Annotated in this window: 30 protein-coding genes; 18 read left to right on the top strand and 12 right to left on the bottom strand. The window is 68.7% G+C overall.

The window, feature by feature from the left end; all coding sequences use genetic code 11:
• Positions 1-13 precede the first annotated feature (13 nt).
• The 13 genes from IT306_23285 (at position 14) to IT306_23225 (ending at position 12,095) form a co-directional block, all read left to right on the top strand.
• Positions 14-451: an Rrf2 family transcriptional regulator gene (locus IT306_23285; GenBank protein MCC7371361.1), complete on the top strand. Its 438-nt coding sequence runs from the start codon at positions 14-16 to the stop codon at positions 449-451.
• 76 nt (positions 452-527) lie between these two features.
• Positions 528-1,499, top strand: a complete 972-nt coding sequence (gene cysK / locus IT306_23280) for a cysteine synthase A (GenBank protein ID MCC7371360.1) — start codon at positions 528-530, stop codon at positions 1,497-1,499.
• Between the two features lie 4 nt (positions 1,500-1,503).
• Complete coding sequence (gene moeB, locus IT306_23275) at positions 1,504-2,598, top strand: molybdopterin-synthase adenylyltransferase MoeB (GenBank protein MCC7371359.1); 1,095 nt, start codon at positions 1,504-1,506, stop codon at positions 2,596-2,598.
• Positions 2,599-2,602: 4 nt separating this feature from the next.
• A complete protein-coding gene (locus IT306_23270; GenBank protein ID MCC7371358.1) occupies positions 2,603-2,878 on the top strand; it encodes a MoaD family protein in 276 nt (91 codons plus the stop codon).
• 78 nt (positions 2,879-2,956) lie between these two features.
• Positions 2,957-3,895: a cysteine synthase family protein gene (locus IT306_23265; GenBank protein MCC7371357.1), complete on the top strand. Its 939-nt coding sequence runs from the start codon at positions 2,957-2,959 to the stop codon at positions 3,893-3,895.
• A 30-nt stretch (positions 3,896-3,925) separates the two neighbouring features.
• Positions 3,926-4,357, top strand: coding sequence for a M67 family metallopeptidase (locus tag IT306_23260; protein ID MCC7371356.1), 432 nt, complete (start codon positions 3,926-3,928; stop codon positions 4,355-4,357).
• 22 nt (positions 4,358-4,379) lie between these two features.
• Positions 4,380-4,778 (top strand): M67 family metallopeptidase, encoded by a 399-nt coding sequence (locus IT306_23255; protein ID MCC7371355.1) that lies wholly within the window; start codon positions 4,380-4,382, stop codon positions 4,776-4,778.
• A gap of 234 nt (positions 4,779-5,012) precedes the next feature.
• Positions 5,013-6,536 (top strand): acyl-CoA synthetase FdrA, encoded by a 1,524-nt coding sequence (gene fdrA, locus IT306_23250; GenBank protein MCC7371354.1) that lies wholly within the window; start codon positions 5,013-5,015, stop codon positions 6,534-6,536.
• Positions 6,536-7,969, top strand: a complete 1,434-nt coding sequence (locus tag IT306_23245; protein ID MCC7371353.1) for a DUF1116 domain-containing protein — start codon at positions 6,536-6,538, stop codon at positions 7,967-7,969. Before fdrA ends, IT306_23245 begins: the two co-directional genes overlap by 1 nt.
• On the top strand, positions 7,966-8,985 hold the full coding sequence (gene arcC / locus IT306_23240) for a carbamate kinase (GenBank protein ID MCC7371352.1): 1,020 nt from the start codon (positions 7,966-7,968) through the stop codon (positions 8,983-8,985). Before IT306_23245 ends, arcC begins: the two co-directional genes overlap by 4 nt.
• A gap of 105 nt (positions 8,986-9,090) precedes the next feature.
• Positions 9,091-9,777: a cysteine hydrolase gene (locus tag IT306_23235; protein ID MCC7371351.1), complete on the top strand. Its 687-nt coding sequence runs from the start codon at positions 9,091-9,093 to the stop codon at positions 9,775-9,777.
• Positions 9,778-9,914: 137 nt separating this feature from the next.
• Positions 9,915-11,504 (top strand): regulator, encoded by a 1,590-nt coding sequence (locus IT306_23230; GenBank protein ID MCC7371350.1) that lies wholly within the window; start codon positions 9,915-9,917, stop codon positions 11,502-11,504.
• Positions 11,505-11,693: 189 nt separating this feature from the next.
• On the top strand, positions 11,694-12,095 hold the full coding sequence (locus IT306_23225) for a gamma-glutamylcyclotransferase (protein ID MCC7371349.1): 402 nt from the start codon (positions 11,694-11,696) through the stop codon (positions 12,093-12,095).
• Positions 12,096-12,181: 86 nt separating this feature from the next.
• Here IT306_23225 and IT306_23220 read toward each other — a convergent pair whose 3' ends face one another.
• Complete coding sequence (locus tag IT306_23220) at positions 12,182-12,748, bottom strand: NUDIX domain-containing protein (protein ID MCC7371348.1); 567 nt, start codon at positions 12,746-12,748, stop codon at positions 12,182-12,184.
• Positions 12,749-12,839: 91 nt separating this feature from the next.
• On the opposite strand from IT306_23220, the gene IT306_23215 reads away from it, so the two are divergent.
• Complete coding sequence (locus tag IT306_23215) at positions 12,840-13,601, top strand: class I SAM-dependent methyltransferase (GenBank protein ID MCC7371347.1); 762 nt, start codon at positions 12,840-12,842, stop codon at positions 13,599-13,601.
• Positions 13,602-13,628: 27 nt separating this feature from the next.
• On the opposite strand, the gene IT306_23210 is transcribed toward IT306_23215, so the two are convergent.
• Together IT306_23210 and IT306_23205 are read right to left on the bottom strand one after the other, a co-directional pair.
• A complete protein-coding gene (locus IT306_23210; GenBank protein MCC7371346.1) occupies positions 13,629-14,045 on the bottom strand; it encodes a hypothetical protein in 417 nt (138 codons plus the stop codon).
• Between the two features lie 96 nt (positions 14,046-14,141).
• Positions 14,142-14,795: a class I SAM-dependent methyltransferase gene (locus tag IT306_23205; protein MCC7371345.1), complete on the bottom strand. Its 654-nt coding sequence runs from the start codon at positions 14,793-14,795 to the stop codon at positions 14,142-14,144.
• 404 nt (positions 14,796-15,199) lie between these two features.
• Here IT306_23205 and IT306_23200 point away from each other — a divergent pair, with 404 nt between their 5' ends.
• Complete coding sequence (locus IT306_23200; GenBank protein MCC7371344.1) at positions 15,200-15,886, top strand: hypothetical protein; 687 nt, start codon at positions 15,200-15,202, stop codon at positions 15,884-15,886.
• Positions 15,887-15,910: 24 nt separating this feature from the next.
• Positions 15,911-17,470 (top strand): hypothetical protein, encoded by a 1,560-nt coding sequence (locus IT306_23195; protein ID MCC7371343.1) that lies wholly within the window; start codon positions 15,911-15,913, stop codon positions 17,468-17,470.
• 324 nt (positions 17,471-17,794) lie between these two features.
• Here the strand turns inward: IT306_23195 and IT306_23190 are convergent, their stop codons facing one another.
• The 3 genes from IT306_23190 to IT306_23180 form a co-directional block, all read right to left on the bottom strand.
• Entirely contained in the window at positions 17,795-18,775 is a 981-nt protein-coding gene (locus tag IT306_23190; GenBank protein MCC7371342.1) for a prephenate dehydrogenase, read from the bottom strand.
• Positions 18,776-18,851: 76 nt separating this feature from the next.
• Positions 18,852-19,565 carry a site-2 protease family protein gene (locus tag IT306_23185; GenBank protein MCC7371341.1) on the bottom strand — a complete coding sequence of 238 codons (714 nt, stop codon included), beginning with the start codon at positions 19,563-19,565 and terminating at the stop codon, positions 18,852-18,854.
• A 94-nt stretch (positions 19,566-19,659) separates the two neighbouring features.
• Positions 19,660-20,049, bottom strand: a complete 390-nt coding sequence (locus IT306_23180; protein MCC7371340.1) for a helix-turn-helix transcriptional regulator — start codon at positions 20,047-20,049, stop codon at positions 19,660-19,662.
• Between the two features lie 186 nt (positions 20,050-20,235).
• Here IT306_23180 and IT306_23175 point away from each other — a divergent pair, with 186 nt between their 5' ends.
• Positions 20,236-20,757, top strand: coding sequence for a DoxX family protein (locus IT306_23175; protein ID MCC7371339.1), 522 nt, complete (start codon positions 20,236-20,238; stop codon positions 20,755-20,757).
• Between the two features lie 141 nt (positions 20,758-20,898).
• Here IT306_23175 and IT306_23170 read toward each other — a convergent pair whose 3' ends face one another.
• Positions 20,899-21,834 carry a decaprenyl-phosphate phosphoribosyltransferase gene (locus IT306_23170; protein MCC7371338.1) on the bottom strand — a complete coding sequence of 312 codons (936 nt, stop codon included), beginning with the start codon at positions 21,832-21,834 and terminating at the stop codon, positions 20,899-20,901.
• Between the two features lie 66 nt (positions 21,835-21,900).
• Between IT306_23170 and IT306_23165 the strand changes: the two genes are divergently transcribed.
• Positions 21,901-23,667: a DUF2723 domain-containing protein gene (locus IT306_23165; protein MCC7371337.1), complete on the top strand. Its 1,767-nt coding sequence runs from the start codon at positions 21,901-21,903 to the stop codon at positions 23,665-23,667.
• On the opposite strand, the gene IT306_23160 is transcribed toward IT306_23165, so the two are convergent.
• The 5 genes from IT306_23160 to rpsP form a co-directional block, all read right to left on the bottom strand.
• The gene (locus IT306_23160) at positions 23,664-24,089 is read right to left on the bottom strand and encodes a GNAT family N-acetyltransferase (protein ID MCC7371336.1); all 426 of its coding nucleotides are present in this window, start codon (positions 24,087-24,089) and stop codon (positions 23,664-23,666) included. The genes IT306_23165 and IT306_23160 overlap by 4 nt on opposite strands.
• A gap of 54 nt (positions 24,090-24,143) precedes the next feature.
• Positions 24,144-24,971 (bottom strand): DNA repair protein RecO, encoded by an 828-nt coding sequence (recO, locus tag IT306_23155; protein ID MCC7371335.1) that lies wholly within the window; start codon positions 24,969-24,971, stop codon positions 24,144-24,146.
• A 77-nt stretch (positions 24,972-25,048) separates the two neighbouring features.
• Complete coding sequence (rimM, locus tag IT306_23150; GenBank protein MCC7371334.1) at positions 25,049-25,702, bottom strand: 16S rRNA processing protein RimM; 654 nt, start codon at positions 25,700-25,702, stop codon at positions 25,049-25,051.
• Between the two features lie 30 nt (positions 25,703-25,732).
• Positions 25,733-25,960 carry a KH domain-containing protein gene (locus IT306_23145; GenBank protein ID MCC7371333.1) on the bottom strand — a complete coding sequence of 76 codons (228 nt, stop codon included), beginning with the start codon at positions 25,958-25,960 and terminating at the stop codon, positions 25,733-25,735.
• A gap of 93 nt (positions 25,961-26,053) precedes the next feature.
• A complete protein-coding gene (rpsP, locus tag IT306_23140) occupies positions 26,054-26,380 on the bottom strand; it encodes a 30S ribosomal protein S16 (GenBank protein MCC7371332.1) in 327 nt (108 codons plus the stop codon).
• Positions 26,381-26,633 lie beyond the last annotated feature (253 nt).

Here is a 26,633-nt window from a genome sequence, read left to right as displayed (position 1 = left end):
AGTGGTGCAGAACGTGAAGCTTTCGATGCGCAGCGACTACGGCGTGCGCGCGGTCATCGACCTGGCGCGGCGTTTTGGCGAGGGGCCGGTGCAGAGCGCGGAGATCGCGGCGCGCGAGGCCATTCCCGAGGCGTATCTCGAACAACTGCTGACCTCGTTGCGGAAGGCCGGGCTGGTCCGCAGCAGCCGGGGGCCGCGCGGCGGCCACGAGCTTGCGCGCGACCCGCAGGCCGTGGCCGTGGGCGAGATCATCGCCGCGCTCGAAGGGCCGCTCCTCTCGCTGGACTGTCTGGGCGAGCCGGACGGCGACCGCTCCTCGACAGCCTCCATCACGCGCGAGCTGTGGGAGTCGGTGGCAGGCGCAGCCAACCAGATTCTGGATACCACCTCGGTGGCTGATCTGGTGGAGCGGCAGCGAAGCCGCGAACAGCGCGTCATGTACTACATCTAGAACGGCCGTCTTTCCGCTCACTGGATGCTTGCTTGCCTCATGAACTGTGCTCTCACGCTGCCTTCAGGTGCGCGCCATGACTGACGCTCACGCCGAACGTCCTGACGGCCCGCCTGGCGGGTCAGCCGGCCGCGCTGGCGGCGTTTGCGAGTCCGTCGTGGACGTGGTCGGCTGGACGCCGCTGGTGCGGCTGAATCGGGTGGTGCCGGCTGGTGGCGCGCGCGTGCTCGCCAAGCTGGAGTCGTTGAACCCGGGCGGCAGCGTCAAGGACCGCATCGCGGTGGCGATGATCGAGGAGGCCGAGCGTCAGGGCAAGCTGCGGCCGGGCGCGACGATTGTCGAGCCGACCAGTGGGAACACCGGCATCGGGCTGGCGATGGTGGCGGCGGCGCGCGGCTACCGGCTGATCCTGACGATGCCCGAGGACATGAGCCTGGAACGACGGCAACTGCTGGCCCGGTTCGGGGCCGAACTGCACCTGACGCCGGCCATCGAGGGGATGACCGGGGCGGTCTTCGCCGCGCAGGAGCTGGTGCGGCTGAATCCAGAGTTCTTCATGCCGCAGCAGTTCGAGAATCCGGCCAACCCGGCCGTCCACGAGCGCACGACGGCCCGCGAGATCCTGGCGCAGACCGGCGGCAGCGTCGATGCGTTCGTGGCCGGAGTTGGCACGGCCGGCACCATCACCGGCGTCGGGCGCGTCCTGAAGCGTGAGCTGGAGAAGGTCCAGGTGGTCGGCGTCGAGCCGGCCCGCTCGCCGGTGCTGAAGGGCGGACGCTTTCGGCCGCACGCCATCCAGGGCATCGGCGCGAGCTTCGTGCCGACGCTGCTCGATCGGTCCGTGCTCGACGACGTGCTGTCCGTCCAGGATCACGAGGCGCTGGCGATGACGGGTCGGCTGGCGCGCGAAGAGGGCCTGTTAGTCGGCATCTCGTCGGGCGCCAACGTGGTGGCGGCCGGACGGGTCGCGGCGCAGCTTGGCCCGGGGCACACGGTCGTCACGCTGTTGTGTGACACCGGCGAGCGCTATCTGAGCGTGGAGATCTAGGCGCATGGTGCGGATCTATGTGCCAACCTCATGGCGGCGTTACACCGACGGGGCTGCCCGACTGGAGCACGACGCCTCGACCGTTGGCGTCCTGATGGACTGGCTCACGAGCACGTACCCCGCGCTGCATCGGGAGATGTTCGATGCGGACGGGAATTTGCATCGCTTTGTGAACGTTTACGTGAATAACCACGGCATCGACGAGCTTGCGGGCTTCGAGACGTCGTTGGATAGGGAGGACGAGGTGGCGGTAATTCCGGCCATGGCTGGCGGTGCGACCAGCTCACGTTTCACGCCCGAGCAGGCGGTTCGCTACAGCCGGCATATCATCCTGCCCGAGATCGGTGGGGTCGGGCAGCGCAAGCTGCTCAACGCCAAAGTGCTGTTGATCGGCGCGGGCGGCCTCGGATCGCCAACGGCGCTGTACCTGGCAGCGGCCGGCGTCGGCACGCTCGGGATCGTCGATTTCGACGTGGTGGACCTGTCGAACCTGCACCGGCAGATCCTGCACGGGCACGCCAACATCGGCAAGCCGAAGGTCGAGTCGGCGAAGGATCAACTGCACGACATCAATCCCGACTCGAAGGTGGTGGCCCACACCGAGGCGCTGACCTCCGAGAACGCGATGGAGATCCTCAGCCAGTACGACATCATCGTCAACGGCTGCGACAACTTCGCCACGCGCTACCTGGTGAACGACGCGGCATACCTCTTGAAGAAGCCGCTCGTCGATGGCAGCATTTTCCGCTTCGAGGGCCAGTCCACCGTGTTCATGCCGGGCAAGGGCTGCTACCGCTGCCTGTTCCCGGCCCCGCCCCCGCCGGGCGCGGTGCCGAGCTGTGCCGAGGCGGGAGTGCTCGGGGCGCTGCCGGGCATGATCGGCATCATCCAGGCGACGGAGACCGTCAAGCTGATCCTGGGGCTGGGCGAGCCGCTGGTGAACCGCCTGCTCCTCTACGATGCGCTGGCGATGGAGTTCCGCGAGGTCAAGATTCGGCGCGATCCGGAGTGCCCGCTCTGTGGCGACAATCCGACCATCAACACGCTGATCGACTACGAGGCGTTCTGCGGCGGACCGATGGAGGCTACGGGAGGCTGACGACATGGTTGAGGTTCGGGTGCCCGCGCCTTTGCGTGCCCACACCGGTGGGGAGAAGGTGGTTCAGGGTGACGGCTCGACAGTAGCTGAGCTGTTGGACGATCTGGATCGCCGCTATCCGGGAGTCCGAACCGGCCTGTTCGAGTCAACTGGCGAGTTGCGCCGGTTCGTGAACATCTACGTCAACGACGAGGACATTCGCTACATCGGCCGGCTCGAGGCGCCGCTCGCGGACGGCGACACCGTCTCGATCCTGCCTGCTGTCGCCGGTGGGTGTTAGGTCGTAGATCGAGGTTCGTGGGGTGGGTGAACCTGTCACCCACCCCACCACCCATGATCTACGACCCACGACCCTGCCATGAAGTACGCCAGCATCGTCGAGGCGATTGGCAACACGCCGCTCGTCGAGATGCAGCACCTCAGCCCGCGCCCTGGCATCCGCCTGTTCGCCAAGCTCGAGGGGCACAACCCGACCGGCAGCGTCAAAGACCGCGTCGCGCGGAGTCTGATCGAGGACGCCGAGCAACGGGGCGTCATCGCGCCGGGCATGGACAGGATCCTGCTCGAGCCGACCAGTGGCAACACCGGCATCGGCCTGGCGATGATCGCGCAGGTCAAGGGGTATCGCCTGAAGGTGGTGATGCCCGACAACGTCAGCGACGAGCGTCGCCAGCTGCTGGAGCTGTTCGGCGCCGACGTCGAGCTGACGGATGGCGCACTCGGCAGCAACGGCTCGATCGCCCGCGCCCAGGAGCTGGCCGAAGACAGCCGCTACCATCTGCTGTACCAGTATGGGAACCCGGCCAACCCGCGCGCCCACTACGAGACGACCGGGCCGGAGATCATCGCCGACCTGCCTGAGGTCGACGTGTTCGTCGCCGGCCTCGGGACCGGCGGTACCCTGATGGGCACTGGCCGCCGGCTCCGCGAGCACAACCCGAACGTCCAGATCGTCGCTGCCGAGCCGCACCCCGACGATTCCGTCTCGGGCCTGCGGAGTCTCGACCACGGGTTCATCCCGCCGATCCTCAACCTGGACGAGCTGGATCGAAAGGTGGTGGTGCGGGCGGCTGATGCGCTCACGGCCACGCGCGATCTCGTGCGCGTCGAGGGCATCTTCGCCGGACTGTCGTGCGGGGCCGTCCTGAGCGTCGGCCTGCGGGTGGCCGAGCGAATGGAGCGTGGTACCATCGTGCTGCTCCTACCGGACGGTGGCTGGAAGTACCTCTCGACCGGGCTGTTCGCTCCCACCGATCGTGACGCGGTCGCGGGTATTCGCGGCCGGAACCTGTGGTAGGAAGCCGCGAGGTACAGGGGGCCAGCCGGGGTGGTTCGGGTACTCCGCTCCGTCTACGACGCGATGATCGCGCATGTGCTGCAGACGCCGACGCTGGAGAGCTGCGGCCTGCTGGGCGGCCACGGCGACACGGTGACGCGCCTGTTCCCGACGCCGAACGTGGCGGATGACAAGGCCGTCCGTTACGAGGCGCACCCGCTGGAGGTCCGGCGCATCCTCGAAGAGATCGACGAGGCCGGGCTGGAACATCTCGGCATCTATCACTCGCACCCCAACTCGGTCGCCTACCCCTCCGCGACGGATCGGCGGCTGGCAGCGTACGAGGTTCGGTACATCGTGATCTCGCTGCGCAGCCCGCGTCACCCCGAGGCCCGGGCATTCCAGATCCACAAGGCCCACCCCGGGGACGTGTCCGCCGAGGTGGTAGAGGAGAGCATCGAGGTCGTGGAGCACCCCATCTGATGACCGCGTCGGCGGCAGCCTGATGGTCCAGATCGCGCGGGCCGTCTACGACGCGATGGTCGCGCATGCGCTGGACGAGCGGCCGTTCGAGTGCTGCGGTGTACTGGCCGGTTCGGGCGGCGCTATCACCCACAGCTACCGTGCCCCGAACGCCGCCGAGCACAACGGCATCCGTTACGAGATCGACGGCAAGGCGTTTCTGCGGATCAACCGCGAGATCGACGACGCCGACCTCGAACTGCTCGGCGTCTACCACTCGCACCCATTCACCAGGGCGTATCCGTCGGCCACCGATATCGGGCAGGCGTGGGACGGCATGGTCTACGTCATCGTGTCTGTCGCCAGCTTTCTGGAGCCGGAGGTCAAGGCGTTCACGATCTCGGATAGCACGGTCGTCGAGCGGGCCATCGAACTTGCCTGATGGCGCTCTGAGCGCAGGCCGAGAGCATTTGCCCGGAACCTGGATGAACTGCCATTCGAGATCATTCATCGGTAGCAGTATCTGACACAGACAGACGCCGACTCTAGGTGTACGCTGGCCGCACAGTCCGGCAGCGTACACCTTCCAGAGGCGGCGGCCATGTCGATAGCCCAATCAGCACAGGCAGTCCAGCGCGCTCAAGTCCGCCGGGACACTTATCGGGACTCCGTCGAGTTGATGCGTATTGCCGCCCAGCTCGAAGGGCTGGACGGCGTGACCCGCGCGGCTCTGCTGATGGGCACCCCCGCCAACCGCGAGATCATGGCGGCGGCCGGGCTGCTGTTCGAGGATGCCGCGTCGGCTACGGCCAACGACCTCGTGATCGCCGTCTCGGCTGAGGCTGAGGACGCAGCCGACGCAGCCCTTGCGCTGGCCGATCAGCTCCTGAAGAGTCAGCCGGCCGTGGCGAGCGCTGGCGGCTCGGTGGCCGAAGCTCCGCCCCAGACATTGGCCCAGGCCATCAGCGCGTCACCCGATGCCAGCCTCGCCATGATCTCCACCCCTGGGGCCTACGCGACCGCCGAGGCGATGAAGGCGCTCAAGCGGGGCCTCCACGTCTTCCTGTTCAGCGACAACGTCTCCGTGCCTGACGAGATCGAGCTGAAGCGGATCGCACGACAGAAGAACCTGCTGGTGATGGGGCCAGACTGCGGCACCGCGATCCTGGACGGCGTGCCGCTCGGGTTTGCCAACGCCGTGCGGCGCGGGCGCATCGGGCTGATCGGCGCGTCCGGGACCGGGTTGCAGCAGGTGAGCTGTCTGATCGACCGGCTGGGCGAGGGCGCGTCACAGGTCATCGGCGTGGGCGGGCACGATCTCAGCGAGGCCGTCGGCGGCGCGATGATGCTCGCCGCCATCGAGCGGCTGGCCGCCGATCCTGAGACTGCCGTGCTGGTACTGGTCTCCAAGCCGCCCGCGCCGACCGTCGCGCAGCGCGTCCTGAGCGCTGCCGGCGTCACCGGCAAGCCGGTCGTCGTCATCTTCCTGGGCGGCGATCCGGCCGCCATCCGTGAGGCTGGGGCCATTGCCGCCAGCACGCTCGAAGATGCCGCACGGCTGGCGGTCGCCGTGGCGCGCGGTCGGATGCCGGTCGGGCTGGGCATCGACGGCCTGAACGCCGACATGATGGCGACCGCCGACGCCGCTCGCGCTGCCCTGATTCCCGGTCAGCACACCGTGCGCGGCCTGTTCAGCGGGGGTACGCTCTGCCAGGAAGCCGGCTTGATCCTCGGAGCCCATCTCGATGCCGACCGCTTCTCGGTGGTCGATTTCGGGGACGACGAGTACACCGTCGGCCGGCCGCACCCGATGATCGACTTCCGGCTTCGCAACGAGAACATCGTGGCGGCGGCTGAGGATCCATCCACCGCCGCGATCCTGCTCGACATCGTGCTCGGGTACGGCAGCCACACCGATCCGGCCGAGGCCGTGCGGCCAGCGCTCGTCAAGGCGCGCGCCGTTGCCGAGGCGGCCGGCCGTTCGCTGACCATCGTGGCATCCGTGTGCGGCACCGACGCCGATCCCCAGGGACTCGCGCGCCAGGAGGCGGCGCTCCGCGCGGCCGGCGTAGTGCTGGCCCCGAGCAGTGCGCAGGCTGCGCGCGTAGCGGTCCGGGTTGTGCGCGATCCAGGCGCCTGTCCGGCCGCGGCGGTGGGCCACGTGACGGGCGCGACGTTCACCTGTGACGGAGGCCACTGATGCCGATGCTCGGCGCGTCACCGGTCCTGCTCAACGTCGGGGTGGCCGAGTTCGCCGTGGCGCCGGCCGCCCACGGTGCGACGGTCCGCCAGCTTGAGTGGCGGCCTCCTGCCGATGGCGACCGCGAGCTGGGCCTGCTGCTCGCCCGCCTGGAGGACGACGCCGACGACCCGGTCGGAGAGCGGGTCCGCGCGGCGAACGCCCTGGCCGTCGAGCGCATCCTGGCCGCCCGCCCGATGCTGGTCGGCGTGCGCCCGGCCGCCGAGGCGATCCCGGGCCTCGGTCCGCTCACCATCCTGCACGCCGGACCGCCCATCGCCTGGGATCGGATGTGCGGCCCGATGCGGGGCGCGATCGTCGGCGCGATCCTCTTCGAGGGGTGGGCCGCGACGCCGCTGGAAGCGATGAGCCTCGTGATGGACGGGCGGATCACCTTCGCGCCGTGCCACCACTACGGGGCAGTCGGACCGATGGCCGGCGTCCTCTCGCCGAGCATGCCGGTCGTCGTGGCGGAGAACGCCTCTGGCGGCGCCCGCGCGTTCGCCACACTCAACGAGGGTCTCGGCAAGGTGCTGCGCTTCGGCGCCTACGACGACGAGGTGCTGACCCGCCTGCGTTGGATTCGCTCGACGCTCGGGCCGACCCTCGACGCAGCGATCCGCCAGCAGGGCCCCGTCGATCTGCGGATGCTGATCGCGCAGGCGCTCCAGATGGGCGACGAGTGCCACAACCGGAACGTTGCCGCCACGTCGCTGTTCGCCCGCAAGCTCGCGCCGAGCGTCCTGCGCGCCGCCGAGCACGATGCCGCCATCGTCGTGCTCGACTTCCTGGCCGGCAACGACCATTTCTTCCTGAACCTTTCGATGGCGGCCTGCAAGTCCACCCTCGATGCCGCCCAGGGTATCCCCGGCAGCACCGTCGTGACGGCGATGGCCCGCAACGGCGTCGAATTCGGGATCCGGGTGAGCGGGACCGGCGACCGCTGGTTCACTGCGCCGGCGAACGTGCCGGAGGGGTTGTACTTCCCTGGCTATGGCCCAGACGACGCGAACCCTGACCTGGGCGACAGCGCCATCACCGAGACACGGGGCATCGGCGGCTTCGCGATGGCGGCAGCCCCCGCCATCGTCCGCTTCGTCGGCGGCACGCCCGACGACGCCCTGGGCTACACCCGTGAGATGGGCCGCATCACCCTGACCCGCGACGCCGACTTCGCCCTCCCGTCGCTCGGCTTCGCCGGTGCGCCGACGGCCATCGACGTGCGGCGGGTGGTGGACAGCGGCGTCGCGCCCGTCATCAACACCGGCATCGCGCACCGCGAGCCGGGCGTGGGCCAGATCGGCGCGGGCATCGCCCGAGCGCCGCTGGCCTGCTTCGCGGACGCGCTGCGAGCGCTCGGGCGTGAGCTTCTGGTGGGGGAGGCAGGACGATGACCGTCGATGCAGTTCGCGCGCCAACGCTGAACGCGGACCCGGCCGCCGGGGGCACCGGCCCGAGCCTTGACCGCACGGCAGTCGTCGCGGTGGGTGGCAATGCGCTGATCCGCGACGGCCAGCGCGGCACCATCGCCGAGCAATTCGCGAATGCCCGCGCCACCGCGAAGCACATCGCCGGGCTGGTCAATGCCGGCTGGCGCGTGATCCTGACGCACGGGAACGGGCCGCAGGTCGGCTTCATCCTGCTGCGCTCGGAGCTGGTCAGCGCCGACGCGCCGGTCCCCCGGCTCTCGCTGGATATGGCCGTTGCCGACTCGGTGGGCGGCGTCGGCTACATCATGGCCAACTCGCTGGCGAACGAGCTGGCGGCGGTTGGCCTTCCTGACCGGGTCGTCTGCGTGATGACCCAGACGGTGGTCGATCCCGCCGATCCCGCGTTTCAGCATCCGACCAAGCCCATTGGGCCGGCCTACTCGGCTGACGAGGCCGAGCGGCTCATTCGCAAGGAGGGCTGGGCGATGGTCGAGGATGCCGGACGCGGGTATCGGCGGGTCGTGCCGTCGCCTCGGCCCGTCCGGATCGTCGAGGTGGGGGCGATCCGGGCGCTGGTCGAGGCCGGCTACGTGGTTGTCGCCTGCGGGGGCGGCGGCATCCCCGTGGTCGAGACCGCGCCGGGCCAGTACCAGGGCGTTGAGGCCGTGGTTGACAAGGACTTCGCCTCAGCGCTGCTGGCGGCCTCACTCGGCGTCGAGACGTTCGTGATCTCCACCGGGGTGGAGCAGGTGGCGATCCGGTATCGGCAGCCGGATCAGCAGCAGCTCGCCCAGATGACGGTATCCGAGGCCCGCATGCACCTCGCGAACGGCGAGTTCCCCGAGGGCAGCATGGGGCCGAAGATTCGCGCAGCCATCGATCTCGTCGCCAGGGGTGGAAAGGAGGTCGTCATCACGTCGCCGAATCGGCTTGAGGAGGCGATGGCCGGGCAGACCGGCACCCGCATCGTCGCGGACTAAGGGCGAGGTAGCCACGTCGATGACACGAACGGTAACCTGCACAGCCGACACACAGGGCCGGGCGAGGGAGAGGGCGTCCGCGCAGCCTGCTTGTCTGGGGGACACATGCCGACCGTACAGGCCGAGCCTTACGAGTTCGAGTTCGATCTGAAGACGACCGCGCTGGTCGTGATCGACATGCAGCGCGACTTCGTCGATCCCGGTGGTTTTGGCGAGGCGTTGGGAAACGACGTCTCGCTGCTGCGTGCCGCCGTCCCTCCCACTGAGCGCGTGCTCGACACCGCCCGCAAGCTGGGGATGTTCGTCGTCCACACGCGGGAAGGCCACCGCCCTGACCTGAGCGACCTGCCGCCCGCCAAGAAGGCGCGCGGCAAGCTGGCGAACGGCATCGGCGACCCCGGGCCGATGGGCCGCATCCTCGTGCGTGGCGAGTATGGCCACGACATCGTGGACAGCCTCCAGCCCCGGCCCGGCGAGCCGGTCGTGGACAAGCCCGGTAAGGGCTCGTTCTACGCCACGGACCTGGACTCGATCCTCAAGACGCGCGGCATCACCAGCCTGATCGTCTGCGGCGTGACCACCGAGGTCTGCGTCCACACCACCGTCCGCGAGGCGAACGACCGCGGCTACGAGTGCCTGGTGCTGGAGGACTGCGTCGCCTCGTACTTTCCAGAGTTCCAGCGGGTAGCCCTCGAGATGATCAAGGCCCAGGGCGGCATCTTTGGCTGGGTCGCGCCGTCGTCAGCGTTGCTGGCGGCGCTCGCCTCCGAGCCGATCGCGACCCCGGCGTAGCTCCCCGCATGATGGCTCACGCCGGCATGACGGCCGCCAGACCGCGCCACCTGCGTGGCGTTGGCGAGGGCGCGTCCTTGTCGGCTGGCTGTCCCGCGTCCTGATTGTCGCGCTCGGCGCTCAGAGGAGAAGGCTGCATGGCTACCACGACCTCGCCAACGTTCCAGGTCCGCTGGTGGGTGCCAGGGGACTGGAACGCGTTCTTCGGCCTGTTCACCAACGTGGCGCTCAACGTGATCGTGCTGAGCGGACTCGTGCTCGGCGTGATCCAGATGCCGAACGACGCCGTGTTCGGGCGCATCCTCCCTGCGCTCGGCATCGCGCTGCCGCTCGGCAACCTCTTCTACGCTTTCCTGGCGGTCCGGTTGGCGAAGAAGGAGGGCCGCGCGGACGTCACGGCGATGCCGTACGGTCCTAGCGTGCCCCACATGTTCATCGTCGTCTTCCTGATCATGCTGCCGATCAAGCTGCGGACCGGCGACTGGCTCGTGGCGTGGCAGGCCGGCCTCGCATGGTCGTTTGTGATCGGTGTGATCGTGCTGCTCGGCGCGTTCGTCGGCCCGACGATCCGCAAGTACACCCCGCGCGCGGCGATGCTCGGCACGCTGGCCGGCATCTCGCTGACCTTCATCTCGATGCGGCCGGCCTTCCAGAGCTGGGAGGTGCCGTGGATCGCGTTCATCACCTTCGGCATCATCCTGGTGAGCTGGATGGCCGGCGTGCGGCTGCCCGGCAACCTGCCCGGCGGCCTGATCGCGGTGATTCTCGGGACGGCCATCGCCTGGATCGCCGCCATGCTCAACCTGAACGGGATGATGCAGCCGACGGCCGTCGGCAAGGCGTTTGGCGACCTCGGCCTCTACCTGCCGATCCCCTCCGGCGACGTGTTCGTGGGGCTGGCGGGCATCGGGCCGCTGCTGGTCACGGCCATTCCGCTCGGCATCTACAACTTCACCGAGGGCATGAACAACGTCGAGAGCGCGGCGGCGGCCGGCGACAACTACAGCCTGCGCGACATCCTGCTGGCTGACGGGGCCGGCGCGGTGATCGGCTCGGTCCTCGGCAGCCCGTTCCCGCCCGCTGTCTACATCGGACATCCCGGCTGGAAGTCGATGGGCGGCCGGATCGGCTACTCGTTGGCGACGGGCGTCTGCGTCGGCCTGGTCTGCTTCCTGGGACTGGTCTCGCTGTTGCTGGCGGTCATCCCGCTGGTGGCGGTGTTGCCGATCCTGCTCTACATCGGCGTCGTCATCACGGCGCAGGCGTTCGAGGCGACCCCGATTCGCCACGCGCCGGCCATCGTCCTGGCGCTCATCCCGAATCTGGCGTCCTGGGGCCAGAACCTCGTGGACAGCGCACTGAACGCGGCCGGCACCTCGGCCGAAAAGCTCGGATCGGCGGCGCTCGGGCAGGCCGGTATCGTCTACGACGGCATGGCGATCCTCGGCGGTGGTGCGATCCTGGCTGGGATGGTGCTGGGGGCCATCGCCGCTTTCGTCATCGACCGCGACTTCCGCTCTGCGATCATCTACTGTGTGGCTGGCGCGGTGCTCTCGGCGGTTGGGTTCATCCACGGCACCCAGCTTGAGGTCACGTCCCACACGCTGATGATGGCGCTCGGGTACATCGTGCTCGGAGGGGTGATCTGGGCGCTCTCGCGCGGTGAGGCGCCGGCACCCGTGCCGGACGACGCCGGTGAGCACGGCGCGGTGCCGGCCGAGGCGTAGGCTCTGGAGACCCGAGCGTGGGCGCCGGAGGCCCTCACCCCCCGACCCCCTCTCCCTGTGCGCGGGAGAGGGGGAGACACACGACAGTTTCGTTCCTCCCCCTCTCCCGCGCACAGGGAGAGGGGGTCGGGGGGTGAGGGCCTCCCTCGAGATCGGGGGGTGAGGGCCTTACCCCCTCTGGAGTACCACATGTTGGCAGTTGAGTTGTTCGTCAACGGCACCCTGATGCGCGGTCTGAAGCTGAACAGGAACCTCGACGGCTCGGAGTTTCTCGGCGAGTTCGAGACGGCCCCCTGCTACCGGATCTTCTCGATTGGCGACATCCATCCTGGCATGTTCGAGGTGGCCGAGGGCGAGTCTGGCGGCATCTCAGTGCCGGGCGAGATGTACCGGATGTCCGACGAGATCTGGCAGACCGTCGAGTCCGGCGAGCCGCCCCACCTGTACAAGGGGCCGGTCAAGCTCTCCGATGGACGAGTCGTGGACGGCATCCTCTTCCCGCGCGAGCAGGCGGAGGGCAGGCACCGCGAGATCACCGAGTTCGGCGGGTGGCGAGCCTACGTCGCGGCGAAAGCGGCGGGCAAGGCGTAGCGCCGTCGTCCCGCAGGCGGATGCCCAGTCGCGGGGACGCCATCGCTCAGGCCAGGATGCCATTGCTCAGGCCAGGACGCTCGCGCTCACTCCGAGACGGCGGCCGGACGGTGCGACACGAACGGCACCGGCTCGGCGCACATCGACTGCACCTGCCCCTGACAGGCTTGCCAGACGGACGCATACCCGGCGTGCCGAATCAGCGAGGCTACGCGATCTGGCGAGATCAGGAAGGTGTCCCGGCCTTCATGGTGCGGCCAGTCCCAGGTCTTGGCGGTTGCGCGCATCAGGTAAAAGACAAAGCGCCGCTTCTTGCCTTCGTGGCGGATCAGCAGGTCCGCCACCTGCCTGATCACGTCGACGTTGAGGCCCGTCTCCTCGACGGCCTCGCGGACGGCGGCGTCCTGCGGCGACTCCTTCTTCTTCAGCTTGCCCTTTGGAAAGATCCAGCGCTGCTTGTCGGTCAGGCGCAGCACGACCTTGCCGTCGCAGACGATGACCGCGCCGGCCTCGTAGACCTTCTTCTCTTCCAGCGACTTCTCGTGCTTGTCCTTGTTCTTCTTCGTGTCCTTTGGCGGCGACGCATCCGACTCGGCAGCCACAGCCTCAAGCTCCGTCGCCTCTGTAGCCTCGCTGAGATCGTGGTCGCTCATACCGCTCCTGCGCGTGGCCCCTGACCGAAATGTCCCGATGCGGGGCTGTCTGATTAGGAGTATCATACGCTCCGATGAAGGCTCTGTCTGCATGAAATCGTCCAGCGAGGTCGCGCGGCTCGTTCGCGCCCGGTCCCCGCTCCCGCCGGACGAAACCGAGCGCCTGATCGGCGACTTCTTCGTCCCGTCCCGTGCGATTCGCTTCGTGTGCGAGGCACACCACCTCGACCAGAAGGCCGTCCTCGACATCGGCTGTTCGGTCGGGCAGCACCTGATCCACTTCGGGCCGGGCAGCGCCGGCATCGACGCCGTCGAGCGCAATGTGGAGTTCTGCCGCGCCCTGGGCTTCGACGTGACGATGACGAACGTCGAGGATGGCCTGCCGGACCTCGGGCGGCGCTTCGAGGCGATCTACTGCTCGAACCTGCTGGAGCATCTCGTCGCTCCGCACCTGTTCCTGCTCCGGTTGCACGCGCTGTTGGAGCCGAACGGTCTGCTGTTCGTGCACGTCCCGACCATGCCGCCGCTGCCGCTGGTGGACCGGTTGCTCAAACGGGTCATCGGCCACAACGGCTATCTGGCCAGCGAGCACATCAACGCCTTTACGCCGCGAACCCTGGCGTTCACGGTCGAGCGGGCCGGCTTCACCGTGGATGACGTGGTGTTCGTGGGGGCGCGCGGGCGTGGCCTGCTGGGGCTTGGCGAGCCGATCTTCCGCGAGCTGGGGATCACCGCGATGGCGGTTGCCCGCCGCAATCCGACCTTCACCTACCCGGAGAAGCGCGTCGCCGCCTTCGAGCCGCGGTTCGCGGCCGGAACGATGCCGGCTCCCGAGTCGCCCGGCGAGCGCTGAGGCCGGGCGTCAGTCTCGCCGCGCCGCCTAGCTCACCGCTACGGAGGAGGGCTGAGGACGTGCCTCGCGGAGGGCCGCCAGTTGCCGGCTCACCGCCGCGTCGATGTCCTCGTCGTAGACCTTCATGGCCAGGTCACGCCTGATGGCGTACAGCTCGTTGTGCAGCCCCAGGTGCTGCTGAAACACCTTGCGCCAGGCGCGGTCCTTCGAGATCGCCCCGTTCGTCTCGCCGTTGGCTGCCAGCCCGCGCGCGACGTGCAGCGCAAAGTGCTCCCTGACGAAGTGATGCAGCTCGGCAAGCTGGTCGGCGTTGGGCGTCGCTTCGGCCCGGCTGGCCATCAGCCACCCGACCACGACGATCAGCGTCAGAAAGATCCCGATGCCCAGGAGCGTTGAGTCCTGACCCAGGAAGCTCCCGAATGCCTGCCAATCCTTCCACGTCATGTCGCGCCGCCCCCTCGTGGTCCGGTCATCGCCGTGCCCGTGCCCGTGCCCATGCCCGTGCCCGTGCGCTCACTCTACCGAGAACGAAACGCCGGATCAAGCGTTCGGCTTCCGGCCAGCCACCAGGTAGCCGCTCGTCAGCGCATCGCTGGGGAGCAGTTTGCCGGCCAGGGGATCGAGGCCCCACAACAGGGCGCAGACGGCCAGGACCGGCAGCGAGACCACGCGGTTGAGGCGCGTCGGCTCCATCACGAGGCGCACCAGCAGCACCAGCAGCGTCTGGTACGCCGTGTGCTGCGGAATGACGATGGCATCCAGTGGTTTGAAGAGGCGCTCCAGGGTGTACGACGTGAAGCGCCAGTAGTCGCCGGGCCGGTCGTGCAAGGGGAAGCAGAAGCGGGTGGTCAGCACCAGCCGGCCGCCCGGCTTGAGCACGCGGATCAGCTCGCGGGCGGCGGCGGTCGGGTCCAGCAGGTGCTCGAAGACCTCGGTGCAGACAATGGCGTCCACGGTGGCATCGCCGAACGGCAGGTGGTGGGCGTCGGCGATCAGGTCGAGGTCCGGCCGGGCACGGTAGTCGAGCGCGATGGTCTGGCCGGGGATCAGGTCGGCAAAGGGCCGCAGCCCGGCCCCGATGTCCAGCACGGCGCCCTGCACATCACGCAGCTCACGGCGCAAGAACGCGTCGATCCGGTGCCGCGACAGCCGCTTGCTCAACGCGACCTTCGCCTCTGCCAGCCGCCGAAGCACGGAGCGGTCTCCCCTCGCGGCGGTCTGGCGGCCCGGGCTGTCCTGGCGTGCCGGGCGGCGGCCGCGTCCGGGGGAGTATACGGCCGCCCCCCACGATGCCGCCTTGACCGCCGAAGATGTGACCCCCGGCCCGGTCATTCGTTCAACTATCCAGAAGACGTGGCCCGGCTGCACATCTGACGCGGATCCGGCCGGGCGCGTGGTGTGGAGCGAGAACGGCAGCCGCGTCGTGACGTGCTGGTGATGCCGCGAATCTTGGCCTGCCAGGAGCGCGCGGTTTACAATCCGGCCTCCCCCAGGGCGCCGGTAGCTCTCGTGCGCGTCGCCAAGGCTTGTCGCGCGGGAGCAGGCGGTTCGAGCGACCGCCACGCGAACCTCGTGCTCCAGGGAGGAAAGGAAGATCCATGAAACTGCCGATTCGGTCGCTGGGGCTTGTGGCGGCTGGCCTGCTGCTCGGCACCGCGCTCGCGCCCGTGGCAGCTCAGCAGCAGCAGTCGGGCGCCGATGGTCAGGTGGCGGTGCGCTCGGATGGCGCGGTGTACCTGATCGCGAGCGGCCAGCGTCGCTGGGTGGCGACGGTGGTCATCTCTGACGACGAGATCAACGCCTATCCAGAGGGCGAGCCGATCTTTGCCGGCCTCGCGCCGATGGGCTCGGCCCAGGCCGCCGCGAAGCCGAGCAACGCCCAGCCGGCCGCCAACCCGCAGCAACAGCCACCGCAATCTGGCGCTGGCGCGAGCGCCAAGCCGACCAACACCGCCGCCCCCCAGCCGACTGCCGACCCGAACATCTCCTCCGATATCCCGGTCGAGGTCGATATCGACGGCTCGGCGAAGATCGAGCGCGGCGAGGAGCGGCGTGTCGATATCAAGACCCGCAAGGACGTCACCTGCGACCTCACGGTCCGGTTGCCGGGCGGCAAGGAGTTCTCCGAAGATTCGAAGAACGCCGACAACGCGGGCAAGTGCCGGTTCACCGTCGAGATCCCGAGCGACGCCGACGAGGGCGAGGGCTTCATGATCGGGACCGCTCGTGAGGGTGGGAAAGTCAACAAGTCTGAGCTATCGTTTGAGGTCGTCAAGAAGAAGTAAATCGACTGGAGACGCCGCGCTCGCGTGAGGATTCGACCCACCGCTGACCGCCGGTCTGATGAGCGCCCCCGGAGCCGCCTCTGGCGTGCCCTGGCGGCGCTCACACTCGTCCTGGCCCTGCTGCTGACGCCGGGGCAGGCGGCAGCCGGCGCTCCGTCCTTTGGGCCGGCCGATCCGCGGTCGCTGCTCGGCGTGGGCGAGGATGTCCGTCAGACAGGCACCGTCGCGCCGCTCTACTTCCCGGAGACGGGTTTCGCCGTCGAAGAGCCGCGCATCATCGAGTACTTCAACCGGCGCGGGCAGGTGCCGACGTTCGGCTTCCCGATCTCGCGGCTGATCCTGTTCCAGGGCATCCCGACCCAGTTCTTCCAGCGGATCGTCGTGCAGGTCTGGCCGGACGGCTCGGTCCGCCCGCTGAACCTGCTCGATCCTGGGCTGTTGCCGTACACCCGCATCAATGGCTCGACGTTCCCCGCCCCGAACGAGCGGCTGGCGGCGCTGGCGCCGGCCCCGGGGCAGCCTGGGTACGCGCGGGAAGTGCTGGAGTTCGTCCGGGCCAACGCGCCCGATACGTTCAACGGCGAGCCGGTCCGCTTCTTCAGCACCTTCGCCGGCACCGTCAGCGCCGAGACGGCGTTCGGGCGGCAGGGCGGCGACCCGAACCTGCTCCCGCTGATCAACCTGGAGATTTGGGGCGTTCCGACCTCGCTGCCGGCCCAGGATCCCAACAACGGCAACTTCATCTACCAGCGCTTCCAGCGCGGCATCATGCACTACGATGCCAGTTGTAGGTGCACGCAGGGACTGCTGCTCGCCGACTACTTCAAGGCGTTGCTCACGGGCGAGAACCTGCCGGTCGATCTGGCCGCGCAGGCGTCCGGCAGCCCGTTCCTGCGCCAGTACGCGCCCGACAGGCCGAACGGCATCCGGCAGGCGTCGGCGCTCCCCGGATCTGACCTCACCGCCGCGTTCGCGCGGCAGGCAGCCCCAGCCCGGACGGCCGTGGCAACGCCGGCCGTCAGCGCGTCGAGCGTCTCGGCCAGCATCTCGCCGTCGACGGCCTACTCGGCGCGGATTCGGCTGGGCGGCGGCCTCGCCGACGCGATCGACGCCCTGGAGACGGCGAAGTTGACGGGGCCGCTCCAGACGATCCTCGACTCGAACACGGACGTGGCGTTCGGGCCGTTGCCGGATCTGGTCCACGCACGGTACGTGCGGATCGGCAGCGGCGGCGGCGGCGCGATCCGCTCGATCATCGTCAACACGAAGTGGCAGAGCAGCGACCCGAAGGCGCTCGGCACGCTGATCGTCCACGAGGCCAAGCACCTGGACGACGATCTCGCCGGCGTCGATCCGCGAACGCCGGAGGTCTGCTTCCAGTTCGAAGTGCGGGCCTTCACGCAGCAGGCGATTGCCTGGCAGGCGATGTACGGGGCGAATGGCAAGCCCGACCCGCGCGACGATCTGGACGCCGAGCTGAACGCGTGGCTGGTGGTGCATCGGCGCGGACCGGGCGAGATCGAGAAGCGAGTGCGGCTGGTCTACGCCGAAGCGTGCAACCGGCCCGGCCCGCGCGCGCACTGACCCGAGGGTCGTGGGCCGAGGGTCGTGGGTCGTGGGTCGTGGGTCGTGGGTTGTGGGTCGTGGATGTTGGTGAAAGCGTGCAAGTCGCCCTTGTCATCCTGAGCGCAGCGAAGGACCTCACCCGCTGACGCGAACGTTGACGGTCAGCGGGTGAGGGGCAAACTGACGGCCAGCAGGTAGCGTGAGCGTTGACGGCCAGCAGGTAGCGCGAGCGTTGACGGTCAGCGGGTGAGGTCCTTCGCTGCGCTCAGGATGACAATGGGGTGTTGCGTGCTTGCGAAGATGCAGCGGCGCACATCATCGGGCATGCCTCCTCGATCCGCGCTACTTCTTGTCTTTGTCGCCTCGGCGCAGCAGCTCGCCCAGCTTGGACGGGAAGAACAGGCTGGACGGCTTCAGGTCCGCCGTGTTGTACGCCGGCGCCGGCTCGTCGGCCGAACGCCCCACCAGCCACTCGTCGTGCATCTGGCGTGCGCCCACGAACCGCTCGTAGATCGACTCGTCGCCGCGCTCGACCATCTCGCGCAGCTCGGCAAGGTCGTCGATCATGCGGCCGATCTGCCGTGAGACCTGCTCGCGATTCGTGAGGCAGATGTCGGCGAACATGCGCGGGTCCGCGTCAGAGAGGTGGGTGGCCGTGGCGAAGCCGCCGGCCGCGATGGTCTTCGCCTCGCGCCAGCCGCGATCTGTCGCGGCGATCCGCATCATCGTGGTCGAGACGAGATATGGCAGGTGGCTGATGCTGGCGACCAGACCGTCGTGCTCGTCGGCCTCCACGAAGTACGGCGTTGAGCCAATCGCCTCGACCATCTTCACGATGTTCTCGACGGCCTTTGAGTCGGCGGACGGCGGCGAGGTCACGCAGTAGACCGCGTTGTTGAAGAGGTCCGCCGACGGGCCGCCGGAACCGGCCGTGTTCCGGCCCGTCATCGGGTGGCCGCCGACGAAGCTGACGCCGGCCGGCAGGTACTGCGCCGCCCACTCCAGAATCTGGCGCTTGGTCGAGCCGGTGTCGGTCACGACCGTGCCCGGCTGGAGCATCGGCGCGATGTCTCGCAGAACCAACTCGATGGCCCGGACCGGCGTGGCGATGATGACGAGGTCGGAGTCGCGGACGGCCTCGACGACGTTGCTGGTGACCTTGTCCACGGCACGTTTGCCGGTCGCCTCGCGGCGGGCGCTGCCGTCGAGGTCGCAGCCGATGACGCGCGGGGCCGGCTGGAGCCGCTTCAGGGCCAGCCCGAGCGACGACCCGAGCAGGCCGGTCCCGATGATCGTGACCTGTTGAAAGGCGATCTTCGCCACCGCGTTCCCTCCACGAGTCGTTGCCCGATGGTTCGGGCGGCCGTGTGTGGCTTCGTTGCCTTGCTGGCGAGCGCGCTCACCGCAGGCCGAACGTTACCAGTTGGAAGATCACTGACTGGAGTGGCCGCATCACGAGCGTCAGGAAATCAAACTGTCGGCCGAAAAACTGCGGCAGGAAGACCAGCGCAATAAGGATAAACATCCCGTACTGGCTGAGAAAGTCCGACACTTTGGGCGGGAGGACGAGCCGAGCCAGACTGAAGCCATCCAACGGGGGAATCGGCAGGAAGTTGAAGGCTGCCAGGCCGATGTTCACGAAGAGCAGAGCCTGAAGGAACTCGAAGACGAGGGGATCGACGAACGCGCTCTGGGCGCTGACGAACCGCAGGGGCAGCGTGGCGATGAACGCCAGCAAGACGTTCGAGGCCGGGCCCGCGAGCGCCGAGATCGCGTAGCCGACGAGCGGGCTGACCCGGCGCATGTTGTGGCCGTTGACCGGGACCGGCTTCCCCCAGCCAAACCCGATGAACAGAAACGTCAGCGACCCCCAGAGATCGAGGTGTCGGATCGGATTCAGCGAGACGCGGCCCAGCAGCTTCGCCGTGGGATCGCCGAGCATCAGCGCCACCGTGGCGTGAGCGCACTCGTGAAACGTGACCGCCACGACGAGCGCCACGAGCGACAGGGCGAACTCTTCCCAGGTCTGACCGCGCGTGCGGCTGTACGACCAGATGAAGAGGGCAGCAATCGCCACCAGAACGACGATATCGCGCGGCGTGTAACGTTGCATCAGACGCGCGATTCTAGCACGGCCCCCATGGCGCTCGGGAGAATTCGTCTTCGCCGAAGCAGGCGGGGCGCTCTGACGCGCTGGACGGCTCGGATCAGCGCCCGCGCAGCCGGGCCGGGTCGGCCACGGCTTCGGTGGGAGAGCCGTCGGCGTGGGCCGGCGGCCGCAGCCATTCGTGCGCCCAGGCCAGCACCGAGTCGAGCACGGTTCCCAGCGCCTCGCCCGCCGGCGTCAGCCGATACTCCACGCGGACGGGCGTCTCGGCGTAGACGGACCGCGCGATGAGCCCCTCTGCCTCAAGCTCCTTGAGCCGCTCGGAGAGCATGCGGTCGCTGAGGCCGGGGATCGCCCCCGCGATGTCGCTGAAGCGGGCCACGCCGCCGCGCATAACCTGGAGAATCGCACCCGTCCAGCGCCGACCGATCAGCTCGATGGCGTGGTGGTAGATGGGACAGAGCGATGAATCGTGCGCCGTTGCAGTCATGGCGTGATCTTACCGCGTGTCGGCAGTCAACATCCCGTCTGGCGGCGCAGCGGTCGACACGGCGATCCGAAGGCCGGGGGAACACGCACCGAAAAGGACCGCCGGACCGGGAATATTACTTCTGAAGTGTAAGTTACTACTGATCGGTATGTAACGACCTGGTGCGGTCGCATCTGGAGGGTTCTCGTGTCGGTCGATCTCGGTCTGCTGGTTCTGCGGGTTGCCGTGGGGCTGATCCTCTTCGGGCATGGCGCGCAGAAGCTGTTCGGCTGGTTTGGCGGTCCTGGTCTGGCGGCCGCCACCGCCATGTTTGGCGGCCATCTTCGGCTTCGGCCGGCCCCCTTCTGGGTGCTGGTCGGCAGCCTGAGCGAGGTCGTGGGCGGCCTGCTGCTGGTGGCGGGACTGTTCGGTCCGGCCGGGGCGGTGGCCGTTGTCGCGGCGATGCTCGTGGCGATCACCGTTCACTGGCCGGCGTTCTGGGCGCAGCAGGGCGGCATCGAGTACCCGCTGGTCTTGCTCGTGGTGGCGCTGACCCTGGCGATTGTCGGTCCGGGCGCCTACTCATTGGACAGTGTGCTCGGCCTGCAGCTGCAGACGCCGCTCATCGTTCTGGGCGGGCTGGCGGTGGCTGTGGTGGGCGTGGGGTTGGCCCTCGGGACGCGCGCCCCGGCCACGCCGTCGGCGCAGGAGGCCGTCGCGCGCTCCTGAGTCTCAACCAGGATTCGGTCCGTATCGGTCCCTGGCGCTCGACGGAGACGCCTGGGGCCGATTGTCGTGCTTCGGACCTCGGCCGCCCGGCCTGGCTATCCTGTTCCGTGGCCCGGAACGTGCCACTGCGCTGCTGCCACCTCAGTGCGGCAGGACGTACAGGATGATGACGCTCAGCCCCACCCAGCACACCGCCGTGCCGAAGATGCCGGGGTCGGTCAGCAGCAGGTCTTCCGGAGCGCCGCCCTGGCGCTTGACGCGCACGAGGTACAGGTAGCGAAAGATGCCGTACACCACCACCGGGATCGTCAGCATCATCGAGTGGTCACGCGGGAGGTTCTCCGCCGAGAACGTGTACAGCGAGTAGGCCATAATCGTCACGGACGCCACGATCAGGATCAATTGGTCGACAAGTTCAAGGCTATACTGTTCGAGGTTCTTTCGATGGCCAGCGGCTCCGCTCGCGAGCAGCTCCAGCTCGTTGCGGCGCTTGCCGAGGGCCAGGAACAATGACGCCAGCACGGTGCAGAAGTAGAGCCACGGCGAGACCGGCACCCCGATGACCACGGCGCCCGCGACGGCACGAAGGACGAATCCGGCTGAGATGCCGAATACGTCGATCAGCACCAGGTGCTTCAGCCAGATGCTGTAGGTGACCGTCAGCAACATGTAGAGCGAGGCGACCAGCGCAAACGAGGTTCCGAGGGCCACGGCGAGGCCCAGGCCGGCCACGCCGAGCACCAGTCCCAACGCCACGGCCAGCGCCGGCGGCACCTGCCCCGACGCGATCGGCCGGTGCCGCTTGTGCGGGTGCAGCCGGTCCGCCGCGACATCCCGCAAGTCGTTCCAGATGTAGCCCGCGCTCGACAGTGCGCAGAACACCACGAACGCCAGGGCGACCCGGCTGAGCATCCCAGGATTGAGCAGGTTGTAGGTGAAGACCAGCCCGGCAAAGACCAGCAGGTTCTTGGCCCACTGTTTTGGCCGCAGCGCGCGGACGAGTGCGAGCCCTCGTCTGCCCGGTGACGGCGGGACATGCGGCGCCGGGCTGCCGGCCGACCCTGCCTCGTCGCTCACCCCTGCCGCGCGTGCCACGTCTGCCTGTTCACGGATTGCGTTCCTCCGGCGCGTGGCGCCCCAGCCATGATAGGAGCGTCTCAACCGGGGCCGCAACGCACCGACGTACGAACGGCGCGGGACGCGACGGCCGGCGTCGCCTTGCGCGGGTGGGCTGCGCTCACGAACTGGCTCGCGCAGCGCGCCGCGCCCTACGTGCCGGGCCAGCTCCGGCAGCGCTGCCACTGGCCGATGTTCGCCCTGTTCCTCCTGTCACTCCTGGTCCGCCTGCCGTTCGTGTCGAACGCCCTCGTCAACTGGGATGCCGTCCAGTTCGCGCTGGCGACGCGCTCGTTTGACATCGCGCGGCACCAGCCGCATCCGCCGGGGTACATCCTCTACATCGGGTGGGGGCGGATGCTCACCTGGCTGACCGGCGACGCGAACATGGCGTTCGTGCTGACGAGTGTCTTCGCCAGCAGCCTCGCGGTGGCGATGCTCTACGTGCTTGGCCGCGACCTGTTCGGGGCGCGGACCGCCCTGGTGGCCGCCGTGCTCTTCGCGATCTCACCGCTGGTCTGGTACTACAGCATCGTCGCGCTGACCTACGCCGTCGAGACGTTCTTTCTCCTGCTGGTCGTGTGGCTGTGCTGGCGGGCGCTGGTCCGGCCGGCCGTTCGCCCGGTCGTGCTGGCTGCCCTGATCCTCGGGTTGGCGGGTGGGGTGCGCCAGTCCACGCTGGTGCTGCTGCTGCCGCTGTGGCTCTACGTCGGCTGGCGGGCCGGCCGCCCGGCGCTCGTCCGAGGCATCGCGACGCTGGCGCTGACCTGTCTGGCGTGGTTCGTCCCGCTGATCTGGCTGGCTGGCGGGCCGCTGGAGTACCTCAAGGACGGCCTCTCGCTGCTCGGGTTCGTCGGCAGCAAGACCTCGGTGATCTCGGGCGGGCTTGGCGCGGTGGCGAACAACCTGGGGCAGGTCGCGGGCGGACTGCTGGTGGGCCTGAACCTCGGCATCCTGCTGCCGTTGCTGGCCGTCTGGCGGCGCGGTGCGCTCCGGCCCCGCCTGACGCTGCTGCACTGGACGATGCTCTGTCTGTGGGCTGGCCCGGCCCTGGCGACATTCGTGCTGGGGCACATCGGGCAGGTCGGCTACCTGTTGCTGATCCTGCCGGCGGCCTGCCTGCTGCTGGCGCTGTACGTCGAGGCCGCCGGTCACGGGCTGGCCCGCCGGCTGCGCCTCTCGCCGACCGGCGCGACAGCGGTCATCGTCGGGGTGCTGACGGTTGGCAACGTGGTGACGGTCGCGCTGGCCCCGCAGACGGCTCACGCTGTCCTCGGCGATCCGGTGGCCGCCTCGATGGTCGACGTGCGTGACAATGACCGCTTCTGGGAGGAGGTTCCGGCCTTCCTGGATCGGTTCACGCCACAGGAAGCCATCGTGCTGGCGGAGGCCAGCCCCTGGGGCAGCTTCCGCCACGCCGGCTACTACCTGACTGGCTATCGCGTCTACGGGCTGGGCAACGACCGCTTCGGGCATTTCGGCTGGCTGTACGAATCGTACGGCGGCCTGACGGACTACTCGCTGGAGGGCCGAGCGCGGCGCATCATGCCGCGTCCGACGGCCGCGCGCTACGCCATCGTGCTCGATCCGAAGATCGTGCGGACCATCGTGCAGGAAGCGCCGACCGTTGAGGTGCTGGCGACCGGCTACCGCTCGATCTGGGTCGTGGACCTGGCCGGGGTGGACAGCCTGACGTTCCAGCATGGCCGCACGTTCCTGCACGGCGCGGTGCTGCCCAGCCGCGAGGAGATCCCGTTCACGCTGCGCGATCTGCGGGTTGACGACATCCGCTAGGGAATCAGCCGCTTCCGGAAGTAGTGGCGGCTGTGGCCGCGCGGCCACCCTTGCTCGACGTGGTACTCCTGGTACCCGACGCGTTTGTAGAAACCCGGGGCCTGGTAGTCGAAGGTGCGGAGGTGGGCCACCTCGCAGTTGCGCCGGATGCCCTCGGCCTCTGCCGCCTCGATCAGCTGCCGGCCGTACCCCTCGCCCCGGAAATCTTCGTGCACCCAGAGCGTCGAGATGTCGAGCACGCCATCCCAGAACCGGCCAGACAGCCCGCCGACGACCCGACCGGCCTCGTCGTAGAGGAAGATGGCCAACGGCTCGAACGGCGCGATACCGGCCGACGCGAAGGCGTGGCCGGTCAGGCCCTCTTCCAGCAGTCGGAGATCAGCAGAGCGCGGCATCGGGTCGATCTCGATGGTGAAGGCCATGCCGGCGCACCTCCGCTGCGATTGTATCGTCCTGGCGCGGGCAGCCCCGCGTCCCTACTCCGGTGTGCTGCCCGCGGCAACCTCGGCCGGTTCCGGTGGTGCTGCCGATGGCAGGGCGGCCGGGGCGTCCGCGCGCAGCCGCGCCAGCAGGTCGGGGGTCCGCAGCCGCCGCTCGGTGTGCCGTTCCAGCAGATCGCGCAACGTCCGCTCGACCTCCCGGATGGTCTGCTCGGGGACGCGGAAGTGGACGCTCCCGGGCAGGCCCGCCCGCTGAAGGTTTCGCAGCACCTTGAGCACATCCGAGTGGATCGGGCGGCTGCTTGGCTCGGATGGGCCGCAGCGCGGGCAAAGCGCCCCGCCGACCATCGCGCTGAACGCGTTCTGGCCGGGCTGTAGCTCCTGGTCGCACCCGACGCAGGTCATCAGCACCGGACGGAATCCGGTCACGTCGAGCAGCCGCAACTGGTAGTGCGCCGCCAGCAGCCGGGGATCGTCAGTGGTCTCCAGTGCGTGGAAGGTCGCCACCAGCAGGTCGAACAGCTCCGGCTGCTCGACGGCCTCTTCGGTCAGCGCGTCGGCGGTCTCGGCGATCAGGTACGCCGTGGAGGTCCGCGTCAGATCCTCGCGGACGCGGCGGAAGGCGTTGCGGGTCTCGGCCTGGGTGACCACGTCCAGGTTCGCGCCCTTCGCCAGCTGCAGCTCGACGTCCGTGAACAGCTCCAGGTGGCCGGCCGAGCGGCTGCTGAGCCGCCTGATCCCCTTGGCGACCACGGGCAGCTTGCCGCGCTCGCGCGTCAGCAGCACCAGCACGCGGTCGGCCTCGCCAAAATCGACGCGTCGCAGCACGATGGCCTCGACGCGATAGGTCCGTGGTCGTGGCATGCCGGGCTCCTCTCCGCCGAAGCGCCCTCGGACGCGGGGAACGGCCGGGCGGCACCATGCCGGCCGGCTCCGCTGCGCTACATGCCGGGAATCAGCGACACCACCATCTCGCCGCGCTCTGGCGCGATCTCCAGTACGTGCTGCTTCACGGCGGGAATCAACCGCTCGCCGCCGGTCGCGCCTTTGACCACGTATACGTCGTTCGCGCCGGTCTCAAGGATCTCGGCGACTGTTCCGATCGGCTCACCTTCGGCGGTGACCACCCGCAGACCGATGATCTGATGCCAGTAGAACCGGCCACGCGGCAGGCGCCACGATTCGCTCTCCGGCACCTGGACGAGCCAGCCGCGCAGCGCGTCGGCCTCGTCGCGGTCGGTCAGGCCTTCGAGCTTGAGGATGACCTCCGGGAAGCCTCGGTGCTGGGCCAGCCTCGCCTGCGTGACGTCATACGGCTTCGGGGCGACCTCGGCGAGCGGCTCCATCCGGCCCGGGCCGCGTGGGGCCGACAGGTAGACACGTGGCGTCCGACGAAAGCGCTGCGGGAACTCGGTGATGATCTCGCAGGCCAGCTCACCCTGGGTGCCATGCGCCCGCACGACCCGCGCCACGATCAGGAAGACCTCGTCGGCGGAGGACGGCGGCAAGCCGGGCGCGGGCTCCGCGGCGGCGATACCGGTCTCCGACGCTGGCGGCGCGTCTGCTGGCGTAAGCTGGTCGCTGTCGGCCGCCATGCCGGAATCCTGGGTGTCAGTCAGCGAGCGTCAGACGACGTCGACGTCAACGCGCGTGCCGGCCCGCGTGGCAGCTGCCTTGACGACGGACCGAATCGAGCGGATCACCTTGCCCTGACGGCCGATGATCTTGCCCACGTCGTCCTCGGCGACGGTCACTTCGTAGACGGTCATGCGGCCAGCATCGACCTCCTCGACCTGGACGGCGTCGGGGTCGGACACGAGCGACTTGGTGAGGTACTCGACTAGCTCACGCATGGAGGAAGCTCGCCTCGGGAGTGTGGCCTTGGGGCGGCACGGTGGGCACGAGCGCGTCGTCGCGCGGGGGCGGGGAGAGCGCCGACACCGAGACTACTCGGCGTCGGCCTCAGCGGCCTTGTCGTCGCCGTCGGCAGCATCGCCGGCGTCGGCAGTCGCCTTGGCGGCGTAGACCGGCGCTTCAACCAGACCCTCGCGGGCCATCAGCTTGACGACGCGCTCGGTGGGCTGGGCGCCAACGCTGATCCAGTGCTTGGCGCGGTCGCCATCGATCTTGACGGTCGCCGGCTCGGTCAGCGGATCGTACATCCCGATGATCTCGACGTATTTGCCGTCGCGCGGCGCCGTGGACTCGGCGACCACGATGCGATAGCTGGGCTTCTTGCGGGCGCCAGTCCGGCGCAACCTGATCTTGAGCACGCGTCTCCTCGCCTGACCTTCTCTCGAAGATGCTGTTCGTTCTGGTTGGTTCGTTCACACAGGTGACCTGAAATCTTACCGTCCGGCACTGCCCCCCCGCCACCGACGCGAGCAGATGTCCAGGGGGATTGCATGTTGATGTCGTCGTGCCGCCGCGTCGGGGCTTGAAAGCCCCGCCTACGATCCTGCAGTCGCTGCGCGACGCTCCAGTCGCACCAGTGCCGGCCGTTCCCGACGGCCGTCGCGCAGCGAC

It is taken from the genome of Chloroflexota bacterium, from assembly GCA_020850535.1.
Classification (GTDB): Bacteria; Chloroflexota; UBA6077; order UBA6077; family JACCZL01; genus JADZEM01.
This window is presented reverse-complemented; position numbering and strand designations above follow the sequence as displayed.